At 74.6% G+C, this 4,080-nt stretch carries 4 protein-coding genes; 3 read left to right on the top strand and 1 reads right to left on the bottom strand.

Annotation, left to right across the window (positions count from 1 at the left end; genetic code table 11):
- Window positions 1–352 precede the first annotated feature (352 nt).
- Window positions 353–1,624: a C40 family peptidase gene (locus tag ACFRMQ_RS38960; RefSeq protein ID WP_380735630.1), complete on the top strand. Its 1,272-nt coding sequence runs from the start codon at window positions 353–355 to the stop codon at window positions 1,622–1,624.
- A gap of 122 nt (window positions 1,625–1,746) precedes the next feature.
- On the opposite strand, the gene ACFRMQ_RS38955 is transcribed toward ACFRMQ_RS38960, so the two are convergent.
- Entirely contained in the window at window positions 1,747–2,070 is a 324-nt protein-coding gene (locus tag ACFRMQ_RS38955) for a hypothetical protein (protein WP_380735629.1), read from the bottom strand.
- A gap of 141 nt (window positions 2,071–2,211) precedes the next feature.
- Here ACFRMQ_RS38955 and ACFRMQ_RS38950 point away from each other — a divergent pair, with 141 nt between their 5' ends.
- Together ACFRMQ_RS38950 and ACFRMQ_RS38945 are read left to right on the top strand one after the other, a co-directional pair.
- Window positions 2,212–2,733: a GNAT family N-acetyltransferase gene (locus ACFRMQ_RS38950; RefSeq protein ID WP_380735628.1), complete on the top strand. Its 522-nt coding sequence runs from the start codon at window positions 2,212–2,214 to the stop codon at window positions 2,731–2,733.
- 40 nt (window positions 2,734–2,773) lie between these two features.
- Window positions 2,774–4,054 carry a GNAT family N-acetyltransferase gene (locus ACFRMQ_RS38945; protein WP_380735627.1) on the top strand — a complete coding sequence of 427 codons (1,281 nt, stop codon included), beginning with the start codon at window positions 2,774–2,776 and terminating at the stop codon, window positions 4,052–4,054.
- Window positions 4,055–4,080: the final 26 nt, after the last annotated feature.

The following is a 4,080-nucleotide window of genomic DNA, read 5'->3' as shown; positions in this document are numbered from 1 at the left end:
ACCGGTCTGGAGCGCCGCCCCGTGCGGCACCCCCGGCTGCGGACGCACACCCGCCGGATCGGCCGGTGAGGCGCGCGGCCGGTCGCCCGGGAGTCCTCGGGTCTCCCGGGCCCTGGAACCGGCAATTCATAAGATGATCTGACTGTCACTCGACCGGCGGCGCATGTTCCAGGTGTGAAGCCCGCCGGAATTGAGAACATGAGCGTCATGTGACCGTTCTGTCACGTGATGGGATGATTCATCGGACCCCCCGCCACCCCTCCCGGCGCCGACGTCCACCCGTACGCCGAGCACCCCCGAGGCCGCACCGTCCGACGCCGTCCCCTCCGGACCCGTCAGAAGGGGACGTCCCGTGGCGCGCAGGCTCCTGCCGACCCTCCTGCTGTCCCTCACCGCCGTGCTCGGGCTGCTCCCCGCCGCCCGGGCCGTCCCGGCGGCCCCGGCGGACCCCGGACCCACGGCCGGCCCGGCCGGCGGCGAGGAGGCGTACCCGGCCACCGAGGAGATCGACCGGGCCCGAGCCGAGGCCGACGGCAAGGCGTCCTCGGTGGCCGCCCTGGAAGCCGCGCTCACCGCGGCCCGGGCCGAGCTGGAGCAGGCCGGGCGCGCCACCGAACGGGCCGTCGAGGCCTACAACGGCGCCCGGCTCGCGTTCGCCCGGGCCCGTACCGAGGAGGCCGCCGCCGCGCTGCGAGCCGCCGCCGCCGAGGCCGAGCGGTCGGCCGCCGCCGAGGACGCGGCCCGGCTCGCCGCCGAGACGTACCGGCAGGGCGCGGGCGCCGAACTGTCCGCCCTCAACGCGCTGCTCGGCGCCCACGGCCCGCGCGAGGCGGGCGACCGCGCCGCCGCGATCGGCCAGGTCAGCCAGCGCACCCGGCAGATCCTGGACGCCGCCACCACCACGGCCGCCGCCGCCCGCACCTCCTCCGCCGCCGCCCGTACCGCCGCCGAGGCGGCCGGGAAGGCCGCCGCCGAGGTCGGCGCGGCCAAGCTCCGGGCGGAACAGCGGCTGGCCGCCCAGCAGAACGAGGTGGCCGCCGCCGACCGGCACCGCGAGCAGCTGCTCGCCGAGCTGGCCGTCGCCCGGGACACCACCGTCGAGCTGGAGCGCGAACGCGGCGAGGCGCTGGAGGCGATCGCCGCCCGCGAGGCCGAGGCGGCCGCCCGCGCCGCCGCCGAACAGGCCGCCCGGGAAGCGGAGGAGGCCGCCGCCAAGGCCGCGCAGGCCCCGCCGCCGCCCGACACCCGCCCGTGGTCCGCCGAAGGCGCGGCCGCCGCGGTCGCCTTCGCCAAGTCCAAGATCGGCCTGCCCTACGTCTGGGGTGGCGAGGGCCCGGGCGGCTACGACTGCTCCGGGCTGACCATGATGGCCTGGCGCGAGGGCGGTCGGCGGCTCAACCACTTCGCCGCCGACCAGTACGCCGAGAGCACCCCCGTCGGCTACCGCGACCTGCGCCCCGGCGACCTGGTCTTCTGGAGCGACACCGGGCGCGCCGCCGACATCTTCCACGTCGGGCTGTACATCGGCGACGACCAGATGATCGAGGCGCCGCGGGCGGGCAAGCCGATCAAGCAGGCCAGCCTCTGGATCATGGGCAGGCCGAACTTCTACGCCCGGCCGTGAGGCCGGCAGGACGATGTCCCCGGGCCGGTGTTCCGTCCCGGGGCCTTCGCGTCGGTCGCGGCCTGTTCAGCGCCCGCCGGTCAGCTCGCAGGTCAGCCCACCGGGCAGGCGGCTCCGTGCGGCTACCGGTAGCTCAGGGCGTCCAGCGCCGCACGGCTCGCGCGCAGCCGCACGAAGGTCCAGCCCCAGAGCGCGGCGAGCGGCAGGGCCACCAGGATCGCCGCGACCGCGCCGCCGATCCGGCCGATCGCCTCGGAGTCGCAGACCTCCTGGAGGTGGAAGCTCTTCGGCTCGTAGAAGGCCGGCGCGTCGCAGGTCCCGTTGCCCGGCACGAAGACCTGCCAGAGCGCCCAGAGCCAGACGGCGACGGTCAGACCGCCGACGAGCTTCGCGGCCAGGGACCAGCCCTCCGCGTCCTTCAGCTTCCGGGAGTACTCGGTCTCCATCGTTCCCCCAAAAAACGGAATCGTCCCTACCTGAACCGGCACGAGGATGCCAGCCCGCACCACCGGACGCCAATGTCAGTGGGCCCCACTAGCGTGGCCGCCCGGACCGGTGCTGCGCCGGACCGGTACCAAGGAGGAACCGTGCGGCTGAGGGATGTTCGGGCGGGGGACGTCGAGGCGTACGTCCGGATGCGCTGCGACCCGGAGATGATGGCCGAGCTGGGCGGGCCGCTGCCCCGGGACCGGGTGGAGGCACGGCTGCGCAAGGACGTGGCCGAGGTGGCCGCCGACAGCTCCTGGATCAGGATGATCGTGGCGGACGGCGCCGACGGCGACGAGGCGGCGGGCGCGATCACGCTCTGGTCGGACGAGGAGGACGGCGAGACGGTCTCCGAGATCGGCTGGATGGTGCTGCCCGAGCACCAGGGCCGCGGCCTCGCCAAGGCGGCCGTCCGCCTGGTGCTGGACGCCGCCGCCGAGGACGGCCGCTGGGGCGAGGTGCACGCCAACCCGGGGGTCACCAACGGCCCGTCCAACGGGATCTGCCGGGCGCTGGGCTTCCGGCTGCTCGGCGAGCGGGACCTGGACTTCTCCGACCGCGTCCTGCGGGTCAACCACTGGGTGGTGACGCCGGGCGAGCACCTCGGGTCGGGCACGGAATAAATCGGATGCCGCATCCCAACCGCCGCCGTACGGTGACCCCATGGGCAACAGCATCGATCACACGACCGTCGACACCGTGAGCGGGCTCCAGGTGCGGGCCGTCTCGGTGGACGAGGTGGAGGAGTGGAGCAGGGCGCTCAACTTCGGCTTCCTGCGCCCCGATGCGGGCCTCGCGTCGGATCTGCTCCGTCGGCGGTTCGAACCGGGCCGGATGCTGGCCGGCTTCGACGGCGAGCGCCAGATCGCCACCTTCCGCAGCTTCGACGCCGAACTGACCGTCCCCGGCGGGGCGGTCGTGCCGGCCGACGCCATCACCAACGTCACGGTGAGCTCCACCCACCGCCGCCGGGGCGTGCTCAGCACGATGATGCGCCGGGACCTCGCGGCCGCCGCCGAGCGCGGCAGCGCGGTCGCCATCCTGATCGCCGCCGAGTACAACATCTACGGCCGGTTCGGCTTCGGCCCGGCCACCCGGGGCGGCGGCTGGAACATCGACCTGCGCCGCAGCGGTGGTCCGCGCGAGGGCCTCCCGGGCGTTCCCGGCGGCCGGATCGACTTCGTGACCATGGCGGAACTGCGCGAGCTGGGCTCCGACCTGCACGAGCGCTGGCGCCGCACCCAGCCGGGGGCGATCGACCGCGACGCGGTCTGGTGGGAGCGCCACGTCGGCGAGATCCGGGTGCCGGGCGACGACTTCAAGGAGCCGTTCGCCGCCCTCCACCGGGACGCCGACGGCACGGTCACCGGCCTGGTGACGTACCGGATCACCAACAAGTGGGACCACGCCTGCCCCGACTGCACGCTCGTCGTGGACGAGTTCATCGCCCTCGACCTGCCCACCGCCGTCGAACTCTGGCGCCTGGTGCTGTCGGTCGACTGGGTGTCCCGGGTCGACGTGCGCAAGCTCGGCCCGAGCGACCCGCTGCCGCTGCTGCTCCAGGACCCGCGGGCCGCCACCCCGCACGAGGACAACTCCGACATGATGTGGCTCCGGCTGCTGGACGTCGAGGCCGCCTTCGCCGCCCGGACGTACGGCGCCCCCGGCCGGGTGGTGCTGGAGGTCGACGACAAGTTCGGCTACGCGTCCGGCCGTTGGGCCCTGGAAGCGGACGAGGACGGCACCGGCCGCTGCGTGCGGACCACCGATGACGCCGATATCGCCCTGGGTGCTTCGCAGTTGGGCTCTCTGTACCTGGGCGCCGAGACGGCCTCGAAGCTCGCCTCGGCCGCCCTCATCACCGAACTCCGCCCCGGCGCGGCGGCCGCTGCTGATCTGTTGCTCGGCACCTCGGCCCAGGCCTGGACCCCGACGGAGTTCTGAGGTCGCCCGGACAGGGAAGGCCGGCC

Source organism: Kitasatospora sp. NPDC056783, assembly GCF_042789895.1.
Classification (GTDB): domain Bacteria; phylum Actinomycetota; class Actinomycetes; order Streptomycetales; family Streptomycetaceae; genus Kitasatospora.
The sequence above is the reverse complement of the archived record's forward strand: the minus strand, read 5'-3'. Positions and strand labels throughout refer to the sequence as shown.